The organism is Bradyrhizobium sp. Leo78 (genome assembly GCF_059512425.1).
In genome coordinates this window covers 1-402 of sequence record NZ_JCAMOT010000259.1, presented here as the reverse complement: position 1 = coordinate 402, position 402 = coordinate 1, and the positions used below count along the sequence as shown (strand labels likewise).

Below are 402 nucleotides of genomic sequence, written 5' to 3'. Positions count from 1 at the left end.
GTCGCTATCTGTTGGTTGTTGCCATGGTTAAAAGCGCCCGGAGAGAAAAAGATCAATCAGATTCAAGGGGATGATCGAGACTCGGAAAACGCGTGAATCATTCTGGCTAAGCTATTGAAATTTGATTCGTTTTGATTCGGAACCAATCGTAAAGTGATTCGGTTGACTCGCACTGGTTGCGGCAGGAGCGCGTGCGAAATGGTTGCCCCGAGAGCGAATTGGAAAGGCTTTATCAAGTTCGGGGAGGTGGCCTTCCCCGTGGCGCTTTACACCGCCGCCTCCACATCCGAGCGGATCGCGTTTCACACGCTGAACAGGAAGACCGGCAACAGGGTGCGCCGAGAATTCGTCGATGGCGAAACCGGCGATCCGGTCGAGCGCGAGGACCAGGTCAAGGGTTTC

1 protein-coding gene is annotated in these 402 nt (G+C 54.2%); it reads left to right on the top strand.

Annotated features, from left to right (window positions below; genetic code table 11):
• Positions 1-198: 198 nt before the first annotated feature.
• On the top strand, positions 199-402 hold a 204-nt coding region (locus tag AC5ZG1_RS44575), incomplete at its 3' end, for a Ku protein (RefSeq protein ID WP_496136596.1).